A 23152-nucleotide genomic window follows, 5' to 3' on the forward strand; every position below is an offset into this window, starting at 1 on the left:
AACGTCCTCCTAATTGTAATTTCTTTTGCCAAAAATAAAGCTTCCAACTCTTACCATATTGGATCCTTCTTCAAGCGCTACTTTGTAGTCGTGGCTCATTCCCATTGATAAGTATTTCATTTCTATATTTTTGTATTCTGTATTTTTTATTTTATCATAAATTTCTCTCATTTTCTTGAAAACCCATCTAATTTCTTCAGGATCTTCTGCAAATGGAGCAATGCTCATCAATCCTTTTACTTTGACGAACTCTCTTCTTTCTATTTCTTCAATAAAAGAATCCAAATCATCAAGATATAAACCAGATTTTTGCTCTTCTTCTGCAACGTTTAATTGAATCAAGCAATCTTGCGGTTTATTAATTGCACGAGCTCTTTTTTCTATTTCTTTTAAAACACTCATTCTATCTAATGAATGAATCAAACAAGCTTTTCCTACAACATCTTTAACTTTATTAGATTGCAAATGACCAATCATATGATAATTAACACAATCTTTTAATTCATCATATTTCCAGCTCATTTCTTGGGGCTTGTTTTCGCCAATATCAGTTACTCCACAATCAATAGCTTCCCTAATCCTGTCGATGTCCACAGTTTTTGTAACCGCAATAAGTTGTGGTGTTTCTCCATGAGATGCAAATTTTTTCAAATTTTCATTAACTTCATTTAGATTGTCTTTTATACTCATTATTTTAAAAGTTCCCCCTCTTTGACAAACCTTGGATTTTTTACAATATAATCGTATAGCTCCAAAGTGTTTACTTTTCTGTTATTAACATCAATCTGTCCATCAATACCCGTTGAAACATAAGCAAATTTACCATCAGTTTTTAAAACTTTTACAGCTACAAATTTTATAATTCCTGTCTCTTTTTTGATGTAAACGCCTTGTGTAGAATCTTTTGTAATAATTGACTTGTTAGGTATTTTGAATACTTTTGTTTTTTTATCAATCATAGTTATAGGCACAAATCTTTTATTCATTAAATAATTAATACCATCATTCATATCGCATACTATAGTTATGATATCTCCATTTACTTTTATGTCTTTTATATGCGCTGAATATTCGTTTTTGTCAACATGGATTTCTATTTCGTCGTTATTTTTTAAATTTCTATTTAACTTAGAACTTTCCACATCAAAGGCCAAAGACAAATTCATACTATCAACTACTGATAAGCCTTTAGAAGTATAACTTTCATCTATATCTCTTAGATAAAAATCACTACCCATAATACTTGAAGAATTATATCCTACGAAGTTTTCATAATTATCAATATCGTTTTTTAACACTCCACTAACTGTTGTCTTTACAGTAGATGATTTTGAATTTAAAACTTGTTTCAATATTTCCAATTCTTTTTTAGAATGAAAATACTCTTCTTCTGTTATATTCTTTTTCTTATCATATTCAGACAGAAACTTATCATCAAAGTTTCTATTTCTTATAGAATTTGATAGTGTTTTAATATCTGTATCTTTAATCTCAAATTTACTTGTAGTCTTATCGGCGTGATTTATTTCCAAATCGTTCAATTTGTCATCTATATATTTTGTACTCATTTGTAGGTTGATATCTTTAGGTACGTTTATTACATTAGATCCCACAGGATATTTGACATTTTCAGCCACTTTCGTATCCACATCATTTAAATAAATGTACTCATCTTTGAGAACAAGAGCATTTACATTTATTTCGTTTTTTATTTTGGAAATATCGTTCACAAGATATAAGTTTCGTTTGAATAAAAAACCTAATAAATTGTGAACAATAAATACTAATAGTAAAAAAGAAATAATTATTATAAAAAATTCTTTTTTGTTAAGTTTTTTCGTTTTCATAATCTGATTATATCATAGTATAAATTACATTCCAAAATTAATTATCACTCTTTTTTCTCATCATAGAATTCGGTTGAAGTTTTTGATCAATCTTTATTTTAAAAATTTGTTGAGCCTTATTTGCCACTTCAATTTCATTCATTTTTTCATCATACATTTTTTCGATCTTCGTGGTAATAAATCCATCTTCTGGTCCAAAAATTTCTACTTCGTCCCCTTTGAAAACTCTATTTCTTTGTTCAAAAGTAGCAATATTATTTTCTTCATCATAATCCAATAATAATCCGACAAAATCATATTTTCTAATGTAGGAGGATGATTCGTACAATTGGTCGTTTTCATCAGGTTTTTTTTCAAAAAATCCTGTAGTAAAATCTCTATAAGATACTTTTTTAATCTCTTCTAAAAGTCGCTTCGCTGTTTGTTCGTCAAATTCATTATTGTAATACTTGTCAATAGCAATTCTATAGCTTCTAACTACCGTAGCTACATAGTATTGACTCTTTACTCTACCTTCTATTTTCAAACTATCAATTCCTGCCTCGATTAATTTATCTAAATGCTCAATCATGCACAAATCTTTTGAATTGAAAATAAAAGTTCCGTTCTCATCTTCTTCAATCGGAAAATATTCTCCAGGTCTTTTTTCTTCAACAAGTCTGTACTTCCATCTACATGCTTGTGCGCAGTCTCCTCTGTTTGCATCTCTTCCTGTCATGTAGTTACTCAATAAACATCTTCCCGAATAAGACATACACATCGCTCCGTGTACAAAACATTCTAATTCAGAATCAGGGATATTTTTCTTGATGTCTTGAATTTCTTTTAAAGATAATTCACGAGCCAAAACAATTCGTTTGATTCCTTGATCCATCCAATATTTTACTGTTCTAAAATTTGTCACAGATGCTTGTGTCGACATGTGAACTTCAATATCTTGATTAATACTTCTAATAATAGAATAAATTCCTGGATCAGAAACAATAAGAGCATCTACATTAATATCGATCAAGCTTTGAATGTAGTCTTCAATTCCTTCCAAATCGTCATTGTGGGCTAATATATTCATGGTTATATATATTTTCTTGTCTCTACTATGAGCGTATTCTACTGCTTCTTTCATATCATCTAATGTGAAATTTTTAGATGCAGTTCTCAAACCATAGTCAGGACCTGCCATATACACTGCATCTGCGCCATAATCTATGGCTGTTTTTAATTTATCTAAATCACCTGCCGGTGCTAATAACTCAACTTTTTTCATTTAATCTCCTCAAAAATAGTCGGAAATCATAGACTTCCGACTATCGCTATTTTAATTTAGTTATGCTCATTCCATCATCTATTGGAATTATAGTTGTATCGTATTTTGAACTATCAGAAATAATTTCTAAAAATTCTCTTAATCTCTTAACAATTGTTATCTTTCTATGTCTATGTTCATAGAATTCTTTTTCGCATACCATTCCTCTAAACAAAACATTGTCACATACAATAACTGAATTTTTGTTAGATAATCGTACAGCTTCTTCAAAATATTTTATATATTGTCCTTTAGCAGCATCGATAAATATCAAATCAAATTTTGTATCCATATTTTTCATTACTTCATATCCGTCTCCAAATATTAATTCGATATCGTCATAGCCATACTTTTTGAAGTTTTCTCTGGCAAAATTTGCATTTTTTTCGTAATTTTCGACTGTAGTAATCTTTGCATCAGGACATGTTTTTTTCATAATAATCGAGCTGTAACCAATAGCTGTGCCTATTTCTAGAATAGTTTTTGGTTGTTCCATCAGCAAAATCATCTTTAATAATTGTCTAACTTCTGGTTCAACTATCGGTATATGATTATTCTTAGCAAATTCTTCTAGTTCTAAAATAGTTTCATCGTTACTTTTTGATAATTGTCTTAAATAATCTTGTAGTTGTTCATTTACAATACTATTCATCTTCTAATTTTATGCCACCTTCTAATGCATCGTAGACATCTTTCAAAATCATAGAAAATCTTGCATCTGCTTGTAAATAAGCTGCTATATCATGATTTGTCATGATAATATTTTGTAAGCTTTGAAGTTTTTGTACATCTTCAGGATCTTCTTTTCCTGTTTGTTGAATTTTTAATTGATATTCAAATAAATGCTTTTTAAAATCATCTATCATATTTTTGTTAGTTTCATTCTTCTTATAAACTTCTTTGTGAAGTTTTTTGAGCTCTTGAAATTCTTGAGAATTGTTCAACAATTGTGCTAATTCTTCAGCTTTTTTCTTATATTCCATATTATACCTCCATTATTACTGGCAATATCATTGGATTTCTCTTAATTTCTTGATACAAGAATTTCTTTAGTGTTTCTCTTATATTGTGTTTAAGAGTAGACCAGTCATATATATTTTTTGTATAACATTCATCTAGGACTTTTTGGACAACAGATTTGCAATCTTCCATTAAATCATTATTTTCTTTAACATATACAAATCCTCTCGAAATGATGTCAGGACCAGCTATAACTTCTTTATTTCTAGCATCTAAGGTAATTACTACAACTATTAGTCCATCTTCTGATAAATGTCTTCTATCTCGTAATACAACATTTCCTACATCGCCTACTCCAAGTCCATCTACTAAAATATTACTTGCAAATTTAGTGTCGACAAGATTAATGCTTTTTCTTGTAAATTCAATTGTATTACCATTGTCTGCAATCACAATATCTTTTTCTTTCATTCCCATATCAAGCGCTAAATTCGCGTGACATTTCAAATGTCTCATTTCACCATGAAGTGGAACAAAAAATTTAGGTCTAACTAATGAATGCATCAACTTTAATTCTTCTTGACAAGCGTGTCCACTTACGTGCACATCAGCCAATGAAGAATAAATAACTTTAACTCCCATTTCCATCAATTTATTGATAACTGAACTAACTTGATTATCATTTCCTGGAATTGGTGTAGCAGACAAAATAACTGTATCAGTAGGATCTAAATGAACTTTTCTGTGTGTACCATTAGCCATTCTCGTCATTGCACTCATAGGCTCCCCTTGAGAACCAGTTGTTAGAAGAACTATTTCGTTTGGACGGTACCTATTGATATCATTTATATCAATAATAGTTTTTTCATTAACTTTAATGTATCCCAACTCACGAGCTACATTAACAGTGTTAATCATTGATCTGCCCGAAAGAGCGACTTTCTTATTGAAATGTTCAGCTGCTGAAATAACTTGTTGAATTCTGTGAACATTAGACGCAAAAGTAGCTACAATTATTCTAGCAGGTGCATCATCAAATAAATTTATAAATGTTTTTCCAACGCTTTTTTCGCTTAAAGTATAGCCTTGTCTTTCAACATTTGTACTATCAGCGAATAGTGCTAGAACTCCCTTATTACCTATAGAAGCTATTCTTCCAAAATCCATTCTATTGTTATCAATTGGAGTGTAGTCAATTTTAAAATCACCAGTAAAGAACAAAACTCCCACAGGAGTTGTTATAGATAAACTTGCAGCATCAGGAATTGAGTGACATACTTTTACAAATTCTACGCTAAAAGCTCCAAGTTTAATTGGTTTTCTGTAATCAACTGTATGAAGTGACTTCAAACTTAACTTGTGCTCCAATATTTTATTTTCTAACAGTCCCATTGTAAGTTTTGTTCCATAAACAGGGACATCTAATTTTTTTAATACATAAGGAATTGCTCCAATATGGTCTTCGTGACCGTGAGTTATAACTATTCCTCTGATCTTTTCCTTATTTTTTTCTAGATAAGAAATATCAGGGATTACTATATCTACCCCCAACATTTCCTCATCAGGAAATGTCATTCCACAATCAACGACAATAATATCATCTTTGTATTCTACTACTGTCATATTTTTCCCTATTTCATTAAGTCCTCCTAGTGGAATAACTTTTAATTTATCAATATTCTTTTTTGCCATTTATTTCTCCTCATTTTTAAGTTTCTCTTGGCAATCAGAACATATCCCATAAAACTTTAAATCGTGATTTTGTATATCGAAGTTGTAATCTTTTCTAATTTGCTTTTCGATGCCTTCTAATAAATCATACTTAACTTCATCAACTTTACCACATCTAGTACATATAATATGGTGATGATGGTGGTCTTCATCCTCATCTACCAATTCATATCTGTATCTTTTATCATCAAAATCTAACTTGTAAACCAAGTTAAGTTCTTCAAAAATTAATAGAGTTCTATAAACCGTAGCTATACCAATTTCCGGATCTTTTTTGCTTACTATTTCGTTTAATTCTTCCGGAGATAGGTGTGAATCCATATTTTCTAACAACGCTTCAAAAATTACTTCTCTTTGTTTAGTTACTTTGTATCCTGCATTGATTAGTTTAGTTTTTAATGTTTCAATGTTCATTATTGCTCCTTTTGTGAATTCATTAGATCTTCATATACTTCAATAGCATCGTTTAATTCTTTTTCGTTTTCTAATCCAATAAATTCAACTTGTTCATCATTTTCTATATATTTCAAAATAACATTCTCTCCATTTGATACATCCTCTAATACGCAATAATTATCATCATCCATACCAAATGTATTAATTATTTTAAATTCTTTTTCATTATTATTTTCATCGTATAATTTTATTGTTTCCATAATTATCTTCCCATATCTAAATAAGTTTGCAGAATATATGTCGCTGCAACACTATCTATTACATCTTTTCTTTTTTTTCTTGATACATTTTGTTCTATCAAAACTCTCGTAGCACTGATTGTTGTCAATCTCTCATCAACATATTCAATATCTAGATCAGTGTGTTTTCTTAGTTCTTTTACAAATGTTTTAACTTTTTTAGCTTGAGGGCCAATTGTATTATTCATATTTTTAGGTAGACCTACTATAATTTTACTGACCTCTTTCTCTTTAATTATATCATTAATGATTTCTATATCTTCAATTTTACTTTTTCTCTTAATCGTCATTAATGATTGGGCAGTCAATAAAAACGGATCACTTATAGCGACACCTATAGTCCTATCTCCCACATCAAGTCCAATATATCTTTCCATAAGTTTTTACATATTTTGAGAGCTGTTACAAGTAACAGCTCTACATTATCCTTTATTTATCTATTTCATTCAAGTAAACTTCTAACATTTCTCCCAATAAATCATCTCGATCTATTTGTCTTATCAAATTTCTTGCATTATTAAAGCTTGTAATGTAAGTAGGATCTCCTGATAATATATATCCAATAATTTGATTTTTAGGATCATATCCCTTTTCCTCTAAAGCTTGGTAAACTTTCTTCAAAGTCTCCTTTATTGATTTCTGTTCAAGTTTTGATGCTTCAAATCTAACCGTATGGTTTAAATCCTTACCTTCCATTTTTTGCCTCCTTTAAGCATTAATTTTTGATCTTACTGTTTCAATTCCTTTTTGTAGTGCTTCATCAACTTTGGAACTATCTTTTGCACCAGCTTGTGCAAAGTCTTTACGTCCACCGCCGTTACCACCACATACTTTGGCAACTTCTCTTACAATATCTCCTGCAAATACACCTTTTTTAACTGCAGAATCCGTAACTAAAGCTATAAATGATACTTTTGAATCATCTGAATTAGCTAATATTACAACACCATCTTCTAATTTTGATTTAATATTTTCTCCAAAATCTCTAAATGAATTATTGTCCAAACCACTTAATTCAAATGTGCAAACTTTTGTACCATTAACCTCTACAGCATCATTAATAACTGAATCAATATTTGAAGATAAATCCTTATTTGTTATATCTTTAAGTTTTTTCTTCAATTCTTTAATTTCTTCAGTGTTCATTTCAATTCTTCTTGTGATTTCATCTTCATTAGATGCCTTTAACGAATGCTTAACAATATCAATCAAACTATCTCTATCTTTTAAATATTTGTATACTGCGCGACCAGTAATTGCTTCAATTCTTCTGACACCTGCAGCTACACTTGATTCAGAAAGTATTTTCAACATTTGAATGTCACTTGTTGTCTTAACGTGAGTTCCTCCACATAATTCTTTAGAATAATCTCCCATCTGAACAACCCTTACAACGTCTTGATACTTATCTTCGAAAAGACCTCTAGCTCCAATTGATTGAGATTGTTCTAATGACATTTCATCAATTTTTACAGGAATACCTAAAGCTATTTTTTCATTGACAATTTGTTCAACTTCTTCTAATTGTTCTTTAGTAACTGCTTCAAAATGTGTAATATCAAATCTTAATCTTTCGCCATCAACATAAGAACCTGCTTGATTAACGTGATCTCCTACAACATCCTTTAATGCTTGATGCAATAAGTGCGTAGCGGAGTGATTTTTCATAATATCTCTTCTATTAAGTTCATCTACTTCGATTGTAACTTTATCGCCTACATTTAAGCTTCCTTCGATAACTTTTACGTAATGCAAGAATACTTTCTTTCCAGTTTTTTTCGTGTCGTACACTTCAGCTTTGAAATTATCATTATAGATAATTCCCTTATCACCTACTTGACCTCCACCTTCTCCATAAAAAGTTGTACGGTCTAATACTATTATACCCATATCTTCAGCATTTAAATTATTATCATTTTCACCGTAGATTTCGATAACTTCACTTTCATCTTTTAAAGAATCATATCCATCAAATTTTGTTTCAGGAAGTCCTTCGCCATATTTTTTGTCAGAAGACCAACCCATGTTAGATTCATTTCTTGATCCTCTGGCTCTTTGTTTTTGTTCTTCCATTAATTTTTTGAATTCATCTTCATCTACAGTTTTGTTGACTTCACCAACCAATTCCTTAGTTAAATCTATAGGGAATCCATAAGTGTCATATAACTTAAATGCATTTTCTCCACTAAACACATCTGATTCAGTTTCTTTTAGCATAGAATCCAAAATACTCAAACCTAAATCCAAAGTTTCTTGGAATTTCTTTTCTTCAGCATTAGCTATTTTTACAATTCTATCTCTTTCTTCTTTTAATTCAGGATATCCAGATTCATAAACTTTAATGCAAGAATCTATAACTTTTTCTATAAAGCTGTCGTTTATTCCCAATAATTTTCCGTGTCTACAAGCTCTTCTTATAAGTCTTCTTAGTACATATCCTCTTTGCTCATTACTTGGAATTACACCATCATAAATCAAAAATGTCATAGCACGTACGTGGTCAGCAATAATTCTGATTGATACATCATTTTGATGATTTTCTTTGTATTTTACGCCTGAAATTTCTTCAATAGTTTTGATTATATCTTTTACAAGTCCAATTTCAAAAATATTATCAGCATTTTCCAAAACCATTGTAATTCTTTCAAGACCCATACCAGTATCTATGTTTGGATGAGCAATTCTTTCGTATTTTCCATCTGCTGTTTTGTTAAATTGTGTGAATACTAAATTCCATACTTCCAAGAATCTCTCGCCTTCATCACCTGGTTTTGCATCTTCTCTAGGGTCAAATTCAAATCCTCTATCTATGTGAATTTCAGAACATGGTCCACAAGGTCCTTGATCTAGTTCCCAGAAGTTGTCAGCTTTTCCTAATTTAACAACTCTTTCTGGACTAACTCCTACATCATTTACCCAAATATTATAAGCATCTTCGTCTTCTTCATATACAGTTATCCACAATATATCTTTTGGTACTTCTAATTCATTTGTCAAGAAGTCCCAAGCCCATGTAATAGCTTCTTTTTTGAAATAATCTCCAAAAGAGAAATTACCAAGCATTTCAAAGAAAGTACCATGTCTTTGAGTCTTCCCTACTTCGTCAATATCAGCTGTTCTGATACATCTTTGTGAAGATGTTGCTCTGTCTTTTTTTAGTTTTTTCTCACCTGTAAAATACTTCTTCAAAGGAGCCATACCAGCATTTATAAGTAGAAGACTTTTATCATCTTGTGGTATAAGAGGAAATGATTTGATCACAAGATGTCCCCTTTCCCCAAAATAATCTAAGAATTTTTTTCTAATTTCATTTAAACCATAATCTTTCATTATAACCTCACTAATTTTTAAAAAACATTTTAATTTTATCCTTAAAATGTAAATATAATATTTTAACTGTAGCAACGAATGGAACTGAAAGAATCATACCTACAACTCCAAACATTCCTCCACCTATAATCAAACTAACAATTACTAACAATGGATTAATGCCAATTTTCGAACCTAATAATTTAGGAGCAAGAATATTATTTTCAACCCATTGAATAGAAACAAATACAATTACTACAACCACCGCTTTTAAAGGGCTGTCCAAAAAAGCCAAGATAAAGGCGGGAGTAACCGCTATAAAAGGACCAATATACGGAATAATATCTCCTACCATAGTAAGTATTCCTATGATAATCGCAAAATCAACTCTCATTATAATTAAAGCAATAGCTGTAAGCACTCCTACAAATATCGCCATTATTAATCTACCACGAATGAATTCACTGTAAGCTTTATCCATATCATTGCAAACGCTCAAAAACTTGTCTTTATTTTCATTTGGTATAAATCCCATAATAAAATCAATGCACTTTTCTTTATCTAATAACATATAAAAACTTACAACTGGAACTAAAACAATTCTGAGTAAATTGCTGAATATATTTCCCGTAACATCTCCAGTTTGGGATAATTTGTCCAGTATAGAAGTTTGGATAGTTCCAAGCTTTTGGTTAATTGTTTGCATTGCATTGGACATAATTTTGCTAACGTTAGGATATTCCTTAAATATTTTATTGTTGATAGCATTTAATTTCACAGAAATATCCGACATAAAGCCAGGTAAGCTTATTATCATTTTTTTAATTTGTTGTATAGTTTGTGGAACGACAATCATCCCCAATAAAATAATCAAGAGGATTACTATAACGTAAATGATTAAAATAGCTATTGACCTTTTAACTCCTTTTTTTTCAATATATTTTACCAAAGGATTTATAATATATGAAAGCACTATTCCTATCAATAAAGTATTAATTGTATGATATATGATTGGATATTTTGAAAATAAAGCTGCGATTCCCAGCAATATAAGTATTAGTATTGTAGTCTTTTTTATTTTATGAAAATTAAATACAATTTTGTATTTTTCGTCTACTTTACTATTTCCCACAGTAATCAGAAAATAAGTTCCAAAAACCATGAAAATAATAGTTATAAATATTAATGCATTTCGCAAAAATTCAGAATTAATAAGCATATCTATTTCTCTTTGCTAATTAAATCTTGCAAACTCACGTTTTTTATACTGTTAATCATATCATCGTGCATTTGAGTCCAAATAAGCCTAGATGGACAAGTGTCTTCTCTTGAACAAAGTCCTGGAACTACAGAGCATTCTGTCACTCCAAAAAACTCTTCTAAACACTCCAAAATTTCAGCTACTGAAATTTCTTTTGGAGATTTTTTCAATAAATAACCACCTTGCACACCTCTAACTGAAATCACCAAATCTTGTTTTTTCAATTCTCGTATAAGTTGTTCTAAATAATTATTACTAAGTCCTGTGGCTTTAGATATTTCATTTAAACTAACAGGATTATCTCCATATTTTTTGCCTAAATATATCATGGCCGCAAGCCCGTATCTTCCTCTCGTAGATAATCTCATAAGCCCTCCTATTTATGATAAATTTTATCATAGTAAAATAGTTGTGTAAATATCCTATTGCAATAATAATAGTAGATTAAGAAAACTCAATCTACTATTACCAAAATTATTTAACAATTATATTAAAAATTCTACCTTTTACATAAATTTTCTTAACTACATTTCCTTCTTCAAGATATTTTGCTACAACATCATCCTTGATAGCTTTCTCAAAAACTTCATCTTCAGAAGCATCTCTACCTATCTCTACAGTTGTTCTTAACTTACCATTTACTTGTATAGGAAGTTCTATTACATCTAATATAGTCTTTGATTCATCATATTCTGGCCAACTAGCTTCGTGAACATATCCTTCATATCCCATTCTTTGCCAAATTTCTTCTGTTATATGAGGGCAAACAGGATTTAATAATATCAAGAATATCTTATATTGTTCATTAGAAATTTTATCTAAGTTGTTGAATTCATTCAATAATGTCATAAGCTGAGCGATCGCTGTATTAAATTTTAAATTTTCATAATCTTCACTTACTTTTTTAATAGTTTGATGCGTTAAAGTTTCCATTTTTTCAAAATTAGAATCTTCATCTACTAATTCTTGTGTTCTCCATACTTTATCTAAGAATTTTCTACAACCTTTAACTCCATTTTCAGACCAAGGAGCTGATTTTTCGAAATCTCCAATGAACATTTCATAACATCTCAAAGTATCTGCACCAAAATCTCTGACGATATCATCTGGGTTTACAACATTACCACGAGACTTACTCATTTTTTCGTTGTTGTCACCTAAAATCATTCCATGGCTAGTCCTCTTCATATATGGTTCTTTTGTAGGAACTACTCCAATATCATACAAGAATTTGTGCCAAAATCTTGAATACAATAAGTGAAGTGTAGTGTGTTCCATCCCACCGTTATACCAGTCAACTGGAACATAATAGTCTAAGTTTTCTTTACTTGCTATCGCTTCACCATTATGAGGATCAGTATATCTCAAATAATACCAAGAAGATCCTGCCCATTGTGGCATAGTATCAGTTTCTCTTACAGCATCTCTACCGCATTTTGGACATTTTGTGTGAACAAATTCATCTATATTTGATAGTGGTGATTCTCCATTATCTGTTGGTTCATAATTATCAACCTTAGGCAATACTAATGGTAAATCTTTTTCTTCCAAAGGAACCCATCCACAATGTTCACAATAAACCAATGGAATTGGTTCTCCCCAATATCTTTGTCTAGAAAAAACCCAATCTCTTAATTTATAGTTTGTCTTCTTGTGACCTATTTCTTTTTCTTCAATGTATTCATACATTTTTTGTTTTGCTTCGTTTACACTCAAGCCATTCAAAAATTCAGAATTAATAAGATTTCCTTCGTTTGTTTCGGTGAATGCAGAATTTTCTATGTCAGATCCTTCAATTACAGGAATCATTTCAATGTTAAATTTTTTAGCAAATTCATAGTCTCTGTCGTCGTGAGCAGGAACTGCCATAATAGCGCCTGTTCCATAAGTCATCAATACATAATCTGATACATAAACTGGAATTTCTTTATTAGTCAAAGGATTAATCGCTGTTAATCCATCAATTTTGTATCCTGTCTTTTCTTTGGATAAATCTGTTCTTTCCAATTCCGATTTCTTAGCTACTTCTTGTCTGTAGCTTCTAATTTCTTCGATATTTTTAATTTGATCACTATATTTTTCAATCAAAGGATGATCAACAGAAATAACCATGTAAGTTGCACCAAATATAGTATCTGCTCTTGTTGTAAAAACAGTAATTTTTTCGTCAACTTCTTTTAATGAGAATTTAATTTCTGCACCGTATGATCTTCCAATCCAGTTTATTTGTTGAGATTTTATTCTATCCAAATAATCAACATCTTTTAAATCATCTATAAGTCTATCAGCGTATTCAGTTATTTTAAGCATCCATTGATTCTTAACTTTTCTGATTACTTCTCCACCACATCTTTCGCAATGACCGTTTATTACTTCCTCATTTGCAAGTCCTGTCTTACATGAAGGACACCAGTTAATAGGCATTTCTTTTTTATATGCAAGTCCTTTTTTAAACATTTGGATGAAAATCCATTGAGTCCATTTATAGTAATCTGGGTCTGTTGTGTTTATTTCTCTGTCCCAATCAAAAGAAAAACCGATTGATTGCATCTGTCTTTTGAAGTTTTTGATGTTATTTTCTGTAACAATTTCAGGTCTTATCTTATTTTTAATAGCAAAATTTTCTGTAGGAAGTCCAAATGCATCCCAACCCATTGGATACAAAACATTATATCCTTGCATTCTTCTTTTTCTTGAAACGATATCCAATGCAGTGTATGGTCTTGGATGGCCTACGTGTAGTCCTTGTCCAGAAGGATAAGGAAACTCTACTAAAGCGTAGAATTTTTCTTTTGACTTATCATCAGAAGTCTTAAAGGTTTTGTTTTCTTCCCAATATTTTTGCCACTTTTTCTCAATTGAATTCGGATTATATCTATCCATTTTTACCTCCAAATAATAAAAAATTCGCCTCTTACAAAGAAGAGACGAAATAAAATTCCGCGGTACCACTCTTATTGGTTAATCCCACTCAAATCTTTAACGCAGATATACGAATATTCTATCAATAAACAAGTTCAATAATCTCAAATATTGTTTCGCACCAACCACCAATTCTCTGAAAATTTTTAATTATTTACTACTTTTATTCAAATATTATTATAAAAACTTACTATTATGATATCACATAACAGAATTAAATTCAATATTAGTATTCACAATGTCCAACAGTTCTAGGGAATGGAATGACATCTCTTATGTTAGACATTCCTGTCATATACATAACCATTCTTTCAAAACCTAAACCAAATCCACCGTGTTTAACTCCGCCGTATTTTCTTAAATCAAGATACCATTTGTATTCTTCTTTATTGAATCCTAATTCATTCATTTTCTTATCCAACAATTCGTATCTTTCTTCTCTTTGACTTCCACCAATTAATTCACCAATTCCTGGGACTAAAAGATCTGTTGCCGCAACTGTTTTGTTGTCGTCGTTAAGTCTCATGTAGAATGCCTTGATTTCTTTTGGATAATCAGTAACAAATACCGGCCCGTCAACAACTTTTTCACTCAAATATTTTTCGTGTTCTGTTTGTAAATCCATTCCCCATTCAACAGGATATTCAAATTTTTCTCCTGATTTTTGTAAAATTTCAACAGCTTCAGTATAAGTTAATTTTTTGAATGATTTATTGGCAACTTTTGTTAATCTTTCAATTAAGTTCTTGTCTACAAAACTGTTGAAGAATTTAATTTCTTCTTCACAATTTTCCATAACATCTTTTATGATATATCTAACCATATCTTCAGCCAAATTGCATACATCATCCAAATCAGCAAAACATATTTCAGGTTCCATCATCCAGAATTCTGCAGCATGTCTAGGAGTATTAGAGTGTTCACTTCTGAAAGTTGGTCCAAATGTATACACATTTCTAAATGCTAATGCGTAAGCTTCTGCTTGTAATTGACCGCTTACAGTTAAGTTAGTAGATTTTGAGAAGAAATCTTGTGAAAAATCAACATTTCCATCGTCATCTTTTGGAATATTATCTAAATCTAATGTTGTAACTCTGAACATTTCTCCAGCGCCTTCAGCATCACTACCTGTTATTATTGGAGTATGAACATATACAAATCCTCTTTCATTAAAGAATTTATGAATAGCAAATGCCAATCTACTTCTAACTCTAAATACAGCATTAAATGTATTTGTTCTTGGTCTTAAATGTAATATTGTTCTCAAAAATTCAAAAGTATGTCTCTTCTTTTGAAGTGGATAATCATCTGTAGATTCCCCTTCAACTATAATTTTTTCTGCTTGAATTTCAAAAGGTTGTTTAGAATTTGGAGTCAAAACTAATTTACCTACGACAATAATTGCTGAGCTTAATTTTAACTTTTCACACTTTTCAAAATCTTCATTATCTTTTCCTACTACTATTTGAACTGGATTGAAGAAAGTTCCGTCGTTTAGTTCAATAAATCCAACATTCTTACTAAATCTTGAGTTTTTAATCCAACCTCCAACTTCAACTTCTTTGTTAGAATATTTTTCGTAATCTTTAATTAAATCTCTAATTAATATCATTTTTTACTCCTCGTTTTTTTATATATTTTGCTTTCATATCCAATATCTTTTGGATCGTAATATTTTTGATTTTTTAATTCGTCAGGTAAATATTGTTGATACGAATCGTCACTATGCGGATATTTGTATCCTAGACCTCTATCCAACGATTTTGCCCCATCATAATGATCGTCTTTTAAATGACTAGGAACATCGTAAATCTTGTTTTGGCGAATATCTTCCAAAGCCTTGTCAATTGCGACATAAGACGTATTAGATTTTTCGCTTGATGCAAGATAAATTACACCATTCGATAAATTTATCCTACATTCTGGTAACCCTATTAAATTAACTGCATTGAACACATTAATAGCTACAGTCAAAGCTTCTGGATTTGCTAGTCCAATATCTTCTGATGCAAAAATCACCATTCTTCTAGCAATAAATTTAGGATCTTCTCCACTTTCAATCATTCTTGCTAAGTAATACAAAGCTGCATCAATATCAGAACCTCTCATAGATTTAATAAATGCCGATATAACATTATAGTGATCTTCTTCTTTGTCATATTTCAGCACAGGTTTAAATACCGAATTTTTTATCGCATCTTCATCTATAATTAAGCAACCATTAACTTGATCTGTGCTCTCGATTGCAATCTCTAGAGCATTCAATGCACTTCTCGCATCCCCATTTGCAGAATTTACGAGAACATCAATTGCTTTTTCATATATTTGAATATTCATTTCTCTTAGCTTTTTATCTTCTGTAAGTGCGTTTTCTATGATGTTTCTAATATCTGTATCAGTCAACGGTTTCAATTCGATAATTTGACATCTCGATAAAAGAGCTTTGTTCACTTCGAAAAACGGATTTTCTGTTGTGGCACCTATCAAAGTGATTGTTCCATCTTCAACATATCCTAACAGTGCGTCTTGTTGTGATTTGTTAAATCTATGAATTTCATCAATAAACAAAACAGTTTTTTTGTTATACATGCTCAAATTAGTCTTAGCAATTGAAATAACTTCTCTAATATCTTTAACGCCACTTGAAATCGCAGATAATCTTTCGAATAAAGAATTAGTTTGATTCGAAATTATTTCTGCCAAGGTTGTTTTTCCAGTTCCAGGTGGTCCGTAAAAAATCATAGAGGGAATTTTATCAGCCTTTATCAATCTATTCAAAAGCTTTCCTTCGCCAACCACGTGAGATTGTCCAAAATATTTATCCAAACTTTTAGGTCTGAGTCTATTTGCTAACGGTGAACTATTTTCTTTTTGTAATTGTAAATTATATTCAAATAAATCCAAAATATTTCCCCTTTAACATTTATTTTATTTATATCTTACCATAAAAATTAAATATCGTTAAATAAAAATTAAAGGTCGGATATTTACCCGACCTTATTCATTATCTAATTTTGATATTTCCTCGTTAAAGGATTTAACATCTGTAAATTCTCTATACACAGACGCAAAACGAATATATGCAACCTTGTCAATTTTCTTAAGCTTTTTCATTATTAATTCACCTATTTCAGATGAATCTACCTCCCTTTTATTGCTATGTGTTAATTCAACTTCTATCTCTTTAGTAGCCTCAAGCAACACTGAATCTGGAACAGGTCTTTTTTCACAAGACTTTTTCATTCCACGATACACTTTATCTCTATCAAAAGCTTCTCTGTTTTTATCTTTTTTTACCACTGTAAGATTATTAAAGTCATATCTTTCATAAGTAGTAAATCTTTTGTGGCAAGAAATACATTCTCTCCTTCGTCTAACAATTTTGTCGTCTTCAGATGCTCTAGTATCTACAACTTTTGTATCAGATGCATTACAGAACGGACATTTCATTAGAATCCTCTTCTCTTCAAGAATGAAGGTATTTCTATATCGTCGTGATCTTTTTCAGAAGTTTCTTCTGATTTTTGAGAAACTGGATCAGACTTTTTATTTGATTTTAATTTGTTAGCCATTGGGTTATCAGAATCAAATCCTGTTGCAATTACAGTAATTTTGATATCGTCACCTAAAGACTCATCAATACCAGCACCAAATATAATATTAGCGTCTGGATCTACTTCTTCTCTGATTAATTCCGCAGCTTCATTAACTTCGAATAATCCTAATTCTTTTCCTGTAACATTAATCAAAACAGCTTTTGCTCCTCCAATTGATGTTTCTAATAATGGAGATTTAACTGCAAGTTTTGCAGCTTCCATAGCTCTGTTGTCTCCATTCGCTTTACCAATACCCATGTGAGCAATTCCTTGGTTTAGCATAATTGATCTAACATCGGCAAAGTCTAAGTTAATTAAGTTAGGTACAGCGATTAAATCAGAGATACCTTGAATACCATCCATAAGAACTTCGTCAGCCATCATGAAAGCTTCAGACATTGTAGTTCTCTTGTCTGAAATTTGTAACAATTTATCGTTAGGAATAATTACCAAAGTATCAACTTTTCCCTTCAAAGCTTCAATACCTTGTTCAGCTTGCATTTGTCTTTTTCTTCCTTCGAATGTAAATGGTTTTGTTACAACACCAACTGTAAGTATTCCTTTTTCTTTTGCGATTTGTGCAACTATTGGTGCAGCACCAGTACCAGTTCCACCACCCATACCAGCAGTTACAAATACCATGTCTGTTTTGTCAAGTGCTTCTTCGATTTCGTTTCTACTTTCTTCAGCAGCTTTCATACCAACTGCAGGATTAGCTCCGGCTCCCAAACCCTTTGTAATCTTGCTTCCAATTTGCAATTTAGTATTAATATCTAAATTATTTAAAATTTGTTTGTCAGTATTAACTGCAACAAATTCTACACCTTGCAAACCTTCTTCTTTCATTCTCTTTACGGCGTTATTTCCGCCGCCACCAACACCAATTACTTTGATTTTGGCTAAATCATTATCTTCTAGTTCCATATCAAAAGTCATAACATCCTCCTAATTTGTAATTAAAATTCCTTTTAATCTCTTTAACTTAATTATACTACAAGTTCAACAATATTTTTAATGACATTTAGCGTTTTTTCGCTTCTCATTTGTTTTGTACTTGTAGTATAATCTTTATTATATTTAATTAATTTCAGCTACATTTAGCTATTTTGTTTTGTATCTTTAACATTTTTGAAGTTTATTACTTTTTCTTTGAGTTTGATGCAATTTTTAAATCATAAAACTAATAATACACCAATGTATTATAAATACACCATATTTTTTATGCATCTTATAAAATCTTTTTTACAAGGCAAACTCCAAAACTGTAATTACTCAGTTTGTTCTGGATTTTCTTTTATCAAAAATGGTTTTTGAGGATCTTTAGTATCTAGCATTTTTGTGTTTATACTTTTAGTACTAATTTCTTTTAAAATCTTCGAAATATTATTTGATTTCTTCTCTGAGTCATTTAAATCTCCAAAAAACACTTTTATTTCGTTTTTTGTAACCATGGTTACATCGTTTGAATTTACGACGTTAATTTCAGTTAATTGTTCTAAAATTTTGTGTGAATAAAGATTATACAAAAACTCATAAAATTTTTCGTCTGATTTTAAATTACTAATTTTTAACAGATTTTCATTTGCTCCAACAATTTTAACAATTTTTGAATAGTCTATTCTATCCTTGTTCTTTACAATTTTAAAATCTGAATCTACGAAAATTTTATCTTTTCCAACTTCAAAATAACAAATATCATTTGCCTCTTCCACTGTTATTTCAATAGTATTTGGATAAATCTTCTTGATATTTGCATTTCTAATATAAATATCTTTATTAATCTTTTCCTGTAATTTTTTCTTATTAAATCTAAAAATATTTTCGCCTAATGAGTAATTAGCATAATCTTTTATTTCAGATATTTTTACTATTTTATTGTTTTTAACTGTGATTTTTTTTATTGAAAAATAGTCAAGTGTAGCACATAAATACGCTATGAGTCCAATCAATAGCGATATTGCTACAATAATTACTACTCTATGCTTTCTCATCTTGTTCTACCAATCTGTAAAGTTCATCTACAATATCTTTACAAGCAGTTGGATAAGACATTTTCTTCGAGTTTTCTGAAAGTTCTTGTAACAATTTATCATCACTTAGTATTTCATTTATTTGGTCAAATAGGGTATTAGCATTCACGTCTTTTTCCAATATAACCTTACTTGCTCCTATTTTTTCAAATGCTCTTGCGTTGTATTCTTGATGATTTTCTGTTGTATATGCTTTTGGAACAAGTATTGACGCTTTCCCCAAGAAGGATAGTTCAGCTAGCGTTATAGCCCCACTACTTGTAACAATCAAATCAGACACAGAATAAGCTTTATCTATGTCATCTATATATGGATAGATGTGTAAATTTCTAATGTCATTTCCTGATTTTTGTATAAACTCATCGTAATTTAATTTACCTGTAGCTAAAATTACCTCAAATACATCTTGATTAGATATTTTATCAACCATATCAAGTGTTGCTTTGTTTAATATTTCAGAACCATTTGATCCGCCAAATATGAATACAACTTTTTTGTTTTCAGATATTTTGTATTGTTCAAGTGCTGCATCTTTATTTTTTCCAATATCAGTAAATCTGTTCCTAATTGGATTACCAGTTACAACGGCTTTTTCTTGATTTTTGAAGTATTTAATGGATTCTTCAAATGTGACAAAATATCTATCAACATATCTTGATAATATCCTATTAGTAACTCCCGGAAAACTATTTTGTTCGTGAAAGGCTACCTTTGCTTTAGTTTTAGTGGCTTTGTATAATATAGGTCCACTCACATATCCACCAGTTCCAATAACAAGATCTGGCTTGAATTCTTTAAGAATTTTATTTGCTTCTTTTAATCCTTTGAATAATTCTTTCAAAGCTTTAAAAGAATTCGCATTTATTTTTCTAGGAATTCCTCTAACATGTATAGTTTTAAAATCTATTCCCAGCTTTGGAACAATACTACTTTCCAATCCTTTTTCGGTTCCTACATAAAGTATTTTATTATTTTCATCTCTTTTTTTTAATTCTTCAATTAATGAAATGGCTGGATATATATGTCCACCAGTTCCGCCGCCAGATACTATTATATTCATTGTCTCTCCTCTTCATTGTTTCTGTCTACATTTAAAATTATCCCTACTAATGCCAACATAATCATCAAAGACGTTCCGCCATACGATATAAATGGTAATGTCAATCCTGTTGGAGGAATTAATCCCGTAACCACCGTCATATTAACATACGCTTGTATCCCGATTACGAAAAGTATTCCAGAAACCAATAATCTTGAATAAGTATATTTTGTTTTCATCGCAATTCTGATTCCAAAAACTAAGAAGGCAAAATAAGCAATAATTAAAACCAAAGCTCCTAAAAACCCAAATTCTTCACAAATAATCGCAAAAATAAAGTCATTATGAGCTTGGGATAAATACAAAAATTTCTGTTTACTCATACCTAATCCACTACCAAGAAAACTACCGTTAGACACTGCTGCCAACGATTGGGATAATTGCCATCCCTCATCTTCTAAATTCCCCAATGGATCAATAAAAGCTATAATCCTGTCAATTCTACTGTAACCTATTTTTACTTTAAAAATCGCTATGTATCCAAAAGCAACTGCTGCTATAAAAGTAGACACAATGTATCTAATATTTAAACCACTTACCATAAATACACAAAATACACTTCCTATAATAACTATTGCAGTTGATAAGTCAGGTTGCATGAATACAATTCCACCTGATATTGCAACCAATAAAATCATCCTCATAAATCCTTCTTTAAAGGTTTTAATTTTATTTATATTTTGTGATACAATAGCTGCTGCTAAATTAATCGATGCAAATTTAAGAATATCCGATGGCATAAAGCTAAATGATTTAATCTTAATCCAACGTTTTGCGTAATTTATTTCTTTTCCCAACGGTGTAAAAACAAGCATACACAATAAAATTGCAAAAATAAATATCCACAATGCGTTTTTTTTGTAATTTTCATTATCAAATACACTTGTAAATTTCATTAAAATAAAACCAAGCAATGCAAAAATTCCTTGTCTTAGACCATAATAATACCACGCTTTATGTTCACTAACTGCCGTTGGCCAACTTGAGCTTAGTACCATAATTATTCCAAAAATTGTCAGGAAAATTGTTATATACAAGATACCTTTCCCATCTTTTGAAAGTTTCATGCTTCTATCCTCGCAAATTGTTTAATAATTCCTTAAATTCGTTTCCTCTTTCTTCATAGTTATTGTACATTCCCCAACTTGCACTAGCCGGAGAAAGTAGTACCACATCTCCACTTTCAGCTATTTCATTAGCTTGAGTAACTGCTTGGTTCATATCATCTACTAAGATTATATTTTCAAATCCATATTCTTTTGCTTTTTTTTCGAACAACTCTCTAGTTTGCCCCATTAAAATCAATGCTTTAAACTTGTTCTTACCAGCTATAAAAAAATTATCCAAGCTTACTTTTTTGTCGTATCCACCAGCTAATATAATAACATTCTTATCAAAAGATTCTATTGCTTTAACACTTGCATCAACATTGGTTCCCTTAGAATCGTTGTAGTATTTTACTCCCGATAATTCTCTTACAAATTCTAGCCTATGTTCTACACCAGAAAAACTCATTAAAGTTTGTCTGATACTATCATCATTAATACCTATCAACTTTGCTAAAGTAACACAGAATAGAACATTCTGATAATTATGATAGCCTATTAATTTAACATCTTTTAAGTCAATTATTTTGTTGCAATCTGAATCAGAAAAATATATTGAATCGTCTTTGATAAATGAACCTTTTTTCACATCGGTTGAAGTAGACACATCATATACATTTGATTTTGTAAAATTTTTGCATTCTTCGTAGTATTCATCATCAACATTAAGTACCGTGTAACAATTATGGTCTTGATTCTTTAATACATTCATTTTCGCGTTTACATAATTTTGCATACTTCCGTGCCAATCAATATGATCTGGGGTAATATTGATTATGCAAGAATATTGCGGTTTAAAGTTTTTCGTACTTTCTAGTTGGAAGCTTGAACATTCAATAACAAAATATGTGTCTTTGTCGCTGTTATATATTTCCCATAACATTCCAACACCAATATTTCCTATTGAAATAGCTTTTCTTCCTGAATCATTCAACATTTTAGTCATTAACGAAGTTGTAGTTGTTTTTCCATTCGTGCCAGTAATAGCAACAATTTTAATATCTTCAAAAATTCTTTGTGCCAATTCCAAATCACTAACAACTTCGATATTTAATTCATTTGCCTTTAATATCACTGGATTATCCATTCTAATACCAGGACTTTTTAAAATAATATCGTATTTATCAATAGTATCTATAGTCTCTATTTGAACGTCTAATTCATTTAATATTTTTGTTTTCTCTTCGTCAATATTATCATCAATAGCTCCCAAATCATATCCTTTTAATTTTAATGTTTTTAGAGCTGATATTCCTGTTCTGGCTAATCCAAATACTAATATTTTTTTCATAA

At 30.4% G+C, this 23152-nt stretch carries 22 protein-coding genes and 1 other annotated feature; all 22 genes read right to left on the reverse strand.

Annotation, left to right across the window (positions count from 1 at the left end; all coding sequences use genetic code 11):
• Positions 1–9 precede the first annotated feature (9 nt).
• The 22 genes from ACU68W_RS08065 to murD all read right to left on the reverse strand — a co-directional run bounded on the left by ACU68W_RS08065 (position 10) and on the right by murD (position 23150).
• On the reverse strand, positions 10–690 hold the full coding sequence (locus ACU68W_RS08065) for a YggS family pyridoxal phosphate-dependent enzyme (RefSeq protein ID WP_094208505.1): 681 nt from the start codon (positions 688–690) through the stop codon (positions 10–12).
• Positions 690–1847: an HlyD family efflux transporter periplasmic adaptor subunit gene (locus ACU68W_RS08070; RefSeq protein ID WP_094208504.1), complete on the reverse strand. Its 1158-nt coding sequence runs from the start codon at positions 1845–1847 to the stop codon at positions 690–692. Before ACU68W_RS08070 ends, ACU68W_RS08065 begins: the two co-directional genes overlap by 1 nt.
• A 37-nt stretch (positions 1848–1884) precedes the next feature.
• Positions 1885–3111, reverse strand: a complete 1227-nt coding sequence (locus ACU68W_RS08075) for a peptidase U32 family protein (RefSeq protein ID WP_094208503.1) — start codon at positions 3109–3111, stop codon at positions 1885–1887.
• 46 nt (positions 3112–3157) lie between these two features.
• Complete coding sequence (locus ACU68W_RS08080; protein WP_094205562.1) at positions 3158–3802, reverse strand: O-methyltransferase; 645 nt, start codon at positions 3800–3802, stop codon at positions 3158–3160.
• Positions 3795–4133 (reverse strand): YlbF family regulator, encoded by a 339-nt coding sequence (locus tag ACU68W_RS08085; protein WP_094205561.1) that lies wholly within the window; start codon positions 4131–4133, stop codon positions 3795–3797. Before ACU68W_RS08085 ends, ACU68W_RS08080 begins: the two co-directional genes overlap by 8 nt.
• A gap of 1 nt (position 4134) precedes the next feature.
• A complete protein-coding gene (locus ACU68W_RS08090) occupies positions 4135–5802 on the reverse strand; it encodes a ribonuclease J (RefSeq protein ID WP_094223377.1) in 1668 nt (555 codons plus the stop codon).
• Entirely contained in the window at positions 5803–6255 is a 453-nt protein-coding gene (locus ACU68W_RS08095; protein ID WP_094208501.1) for a Fur family transcriptional regulator, read from the reverse strand.
• Complete coding sequence (locus tag ACU68W_RS08100) at positions 6255–6497, reverse strand: DUF1292 domain-containing protein (RefSeq protein WP_094205558.1); 243 nt, start codon at positions 6495–6497, stop codon at positions 6255–6257. The genes ACU68W_RS08095 and ACU68W_RS08100 overlap by 1 nt, the downstream gene beginning before the upstream one ends.
• A gap of 2 nt (positions 6498–6499) precedes the next feature.
• Complete coding sequence (gene ruvX / locus ACU68W_RS08105) at positions 6500–6913, reverse strand: Holliday junction resolvase RuvX (RefSeq protein ID WP_094208500.1); 414 nt, start codon at positions 6911–6913, stop codon at positions 6500–6502.
• A 52-nt stretch (positions 6914–6965) separates the two neighbouring features.
• Positions 6966–7232, reverse strand: a complete 267-nt coding sequence (locus tag ACU68W_RS08110; protein WP_094205556.1) for an IreB family regulatory phosphoprotein — start codon at positions 7230–7232, stop codon at positions 6966–6968.
• Positions 7233–7244: 12 nt separating this feature from the next.
• Positions 7245–9866: an alanine--tRNA ligase gene (gene alaS, locus ACU68W_RS08115; protein WP_094223379.1), complete on the reverse strand. Its 2622-nt coding sequence runs from the start codon at positions 9864–9866 to the stop codon at positions 7245–7247.
• A gap of 10 nt (positions 9867–9876) precedes the next feature.
• Positions 9877–11064, reverse strand: coding sequence for an AI-2E family transporter (locus tag ACU68W_RS08120; RefSeq protein WP_094208499.1), 1188 nt, complete (start codon positions 11062–11064; stop codon positions 9877–9879).
• Between the two features lie 2 nt (positions 11065–11066).
• Positions 11067–11474 carry an RrF2 family transcriptional regulator gene (locus ACU68W_RS08125; protein WP_002839398.1) on the reverse strand — a complete coding sequence of 136 codons (408 nt, stop codon included), beginning with the start codon at positions 11472–11474 and terminating at the stop codon, positions 11067–11069.
• Between the two features lie 106 nt (positions 11475–11580).
• A complete protein-coding gene (leuS, locus tag ACU68W_RS08130; RefSeq protein ID WP_094208498.1) occupies positions 11581–13989 on the reverse strand; it encodes a leucine--tRNA ligase in 2409 nt (802 codons plus the stop codon).
• Positions 13990–14026: 37 nt separating this feature from the next.
• Positions 14027–14208 (reverse strand) — a binding site (T-box leader).
• Positions 14209–14254: 46 nt separating this feature from the next.
• Entirely contained in the window at positions 14255–15640 is a 1386-nt protein-coding gene (asnS, locus tag ACU68W_RS08135) for an asparagine--tRNA ligase (RefSeq protein ID WP_094208497.1), read from the reverse strand.
• Positions 15637–16932: a replication-associated recombination protein A gene (locus tag ACU68W_RS08140; RefSeq protein WP_446756385.1), complete on the reverse strand. Its 1296-nt coding sequence runs from the start codon at positions 16930–16932 to the stop codon at positions 15637–15639. Before ACU68W_RS08140 ends, asnS begins: the two co-directional genes overlap by 4 nt.
• Before the next feature lie 93 nt (positions 16933–17025).
• Positions 17026–17478, reverse strand: a complete 453-nt coding sequence (nrdR, locus tag ACU68W_RS08145; protein WP_002836229.1) for a transcriptional regulator NrdR — start codon at positions 17476–17478, stop codon at positions 17026–17028.
• Complete coding sequence (ftsZ, locus tag ACU68W_RS08150; RefSeq protein WP_002838455.1) at positions 17478–18560, reverse strand: cell division protein FtsZ; 1083 nt, start codon at positions 18558–18560, stop codon at positions 17478–17480. Before ftsZ ends, nrdR begins: the two co-directional genes overlap by 1 nt.
• 332 nt (positions 18561–18892) lie before the next feature.
• Entirely contained in the window at positions 18893–19615 is a 723-nt protein-coding gene (locus ACU68W_RS08155) for a cell division protein FtsQ/DivIB (protein ID WP_094208495.1), read from the reverse strand.
• Positions 19602–20714 carry an undecaprenyldiphospho-muramoylpentapeptide beta-N-acetylglucosaminyltransferase gene (murG, locus tag ACU68W_RS08160; RefSeq protein ID WP_094208494.1) on the reverse strand — a complete coding sequence of 371 codons (1113 nt, stop codon included), beginning with the start codon at positions 20712–20714 and terminating at the stop codon, positions 19602–19604. Before murG ends, ACU68W_RS08155 begins: the two co-directional genes overlap by 14 nt.
• Positions 20711–21820 carry an FtsW/RodA/SpoVE family cell cycle protein gene (locus ACU68W_RS08165; protein ID WP_311437134.1) on the reverse strand — a complete coding sequence of 370 codons (1110 nt, stop codon included), beginning with the start codon at positions 21818–21820 and terminating at the stop codon, positions 20711–20713. The genes murG and ACU68W_RS08165 overlap by 4 nt, the downstream gene beginning before the upstream one ends.
• 4 nt (positions 21821–21824) lie before the next feature.
• On the reverse strand, positions 21825–23150 hold the full coding sequence (gene murD, locus ACU68W_RS08170) for a UDP-N-acetylmuramoyl-L-alanine--D-glutamate ligase (RefSeq protein ID WP_311437135.1): 1326 nt from the start codon (positions 23148–23150) through the stop codon (positions 21825–21827).
• Positions 23151–23152: the final 2 nt, after the last annotated feature.

Source organism: Finegoldia sp. P2-F-LR (assembly GCF_052932265.1).

Coding starts and splice junctions, on each gene's coding strand:
- leuS (WP_094208498.1), bottom strand. CDS start 13,989: ATGGATAGATATAATCCGAATTCAATTGAGAAAAAGTGGCAAAAATAT.
- ACU68W_RS08080 (WP_094205562.1), bottom strand. CDS start 3,802: ATGAATAGTATTGTAAATGAACAACTACAAGATTATTTAAGACAATTA.
- ACU68W_RS08165 (WP_311437134.1), bottom strand. CDS start 21,820: ATGAAACTTTCAAAAGATGGGAAAGGTATCTTGTATATAACAATTTTC.
- ACU68W_RS08090 (WP_094223377.1), bottom strand. CDS start 5,802: ATGGCAAAAAAGAATATTGATAAATTAAAAGTTATTCCACTAGGAGGA.
- ACU68W_RS08125 (WP_002839398.1), bottom strand. CDS start 11,474: ATGAGATTATCTACGAGAGGAAGATACGGGCTTGCGGCCATGATATAT.
- ACU68W_RS08095 (WP_094208501.1), bottom strand. CDS start 6,255: ATGAACATTGAAACATTAAAAACTAAACTAATCAATGCAGGATACAAA.
- nrdR (WP_002836229.1), bottom strand. CDS start 17,478: ATGAAATGTCCGTTCTGTAATGCATCTGATACAAAAGTTGTAGATACT.
- ACU68W_RS08110 (WP_094205556.1), bottom strand. CDS start 7,232: ATGGAAGGTAAGGATTTAAACCATACGGTTAGATTTGAAGCATCAAAA.
- ACU68W_RS08070 (WP_094208504.1), bottom strand. CDS start 1,847: ATGAAAACGAAAAAACTTAACAAAAAAGAATTTTTTATAATAATTATT.
- ACU68W_RS08100 (WP_094205558.1), bottom strand. CDS start 6,497: ATGGAAACAATAAAATTATACGATGAAAATAATAATGAAAAAGAATTT.
- ruvX (WP_094208500.1), bottom strand. CDS start 6,913: ATGGAAAGATATATTGGACTTGATGTGGGAGATAGGACTATAGGTGTC.
- asnS (WP_094208497.1), bottom strand. CDS start 15,640: ATGATATTAATTAGAGATTTAATTAAAGATTACGAAAAATATTCTAAC.
- ACU68W_RS08085 (WP_094205561.1), bottom strand. CDS start 4,133: ATGGAATATAAGAAAAAAGCTGAAGAATTAGCACAATTGTTGAACAAT.
- murG (WP_094208494.1), bottom strand. CDS start 20,714: ATGAATATAATAGTATCTGGCGGCGGAACTGGTGGACATATATATCCA.
- ftsZ (WP_002838455.1), bottom strand. CDS start 18,560: ATGACTTTTGATATGGAACTAGAAGATAATGATTTAGCCAAAATCAAA.
- murD (WP_311437135.1), bottom strand. CDS start 23,150: ATGAAAAAAATATTAGTATTTGGATTAGCCAGAACAGGAATATCAGCT.
- ACU68W_RS08075 (WP_094208503.1), bottom strand. CDS start 3,111: ATGAAAAAAGTTGAGTTATTAGCACCGGCAGGTGATTTAGATAAATTA.
- ACU68W_RS08120 (WP_094208499.1), bottom strand. CDS start 11,064: ATGCTTATTAATTCTGAATTTTTGCGAAATGCATTAATATTTATAACT.
- alaS (WP_094223379.1), bottom strand. CDS start 9,866: ATGAAAGATTATGGTTTAAATGAAATTAGAAAAAAATTCTTAGATTAT.
- ACU68W_RS08155 (WP_094208495.1), bottom strand. CDS start 19,615: ATGAGAAAGCATAGAGTAGTAATTATTGTAGCAATATCGCTATTGATT.
- ACU68W_RS08065 (WP_094208505.1), bottom strand. CDS start 690: ATGAGTATAAAAGACAATCTAAATGAAGTTAATGAAAATTTGAAAAAA.